The organism is Agaribacter marinus, from assembly GCF_030160655.1.
GTDB lineage: Bacteria > Pseudomonadota > Gammaproteobacteria > Enterobacterales > Alteromonadaceae > Glaciecola > Glaciecola marina.
This window is the reverse complement of sequence record NZ_BSOT01000018.1, coordinates 1-637: the sequence shown is the minus strand read 5'-3', so window position 1 is coordinate 637 and position 637 is coordinate 1. Positions and strand designations below refer to the sequence as shown.

The window sequence follows — 637 nt, the reverse complement described above, 5'->3', positions numbered from 1 at the left end:
GGCCACTGATTCACGAATGAAAGTACCTGCTTTCGCCGTAATACTGCTTTGGCCAGTGTAGCTGAGGCTTGTGCTTTCAGGCGCTAATTCACCTACGCGGATGTTTCTGAATTGGCTGTTAGCATTATCATCAATGTCGTCATCATTACCAAAGACAAGGTATTGCATGTCGCCGTTGAAATAATCTCCTGCTTTTATAGTAAATGTCTGCCAATCGCCATTACCAGTGTAGTTGGCAACACGAGGGATACGATCATCTTCGCCATTTTTTCCTGTTTCGCTGCCCCATATTTCAAAGACTTTTGCATCGCGTGTGCTAAGCGAATTATCGGTATCAAAGCCGATAGTATGACGTTCGCCTTGCAATGCATTACTTCTAAACTCAAAGGTTAAATAAGTGTTGTCTGTGAAGGTGTAGTTAAATGCCGTTTTTTGCCAAGTATTGCCATTCAACTCAATCCCGCGATTACTGTTATTGACTGTATACCCGCCCGTTTCATGTTGTCCAGAATATTCAGAGAAACTATTGGTAGATAAATCAACAGTCGTTATATTCGGCGCAAAGGCCACAAACTCAGTGGCTGTAAAAGTGCCATCGGCAAAGGTGATGCTCATGCGGTTATTGACATGATTATGC

Annotated in this window: 1 protein-coding gene; it reads right to left on the bottom strand. The window is 43.0% G+C overall.

All coding sequences use genetic code 11. From position 1 onward, the window contains the following. On the bottom strand, positions 1-615 hold a 615-nt coding region (locus QQK00_RS18805; protein WP_284219236.1), incomplete at its 3' end, for a hypothetical protein. Positions 616-637 lie beyond the last annotated feature (22 nt).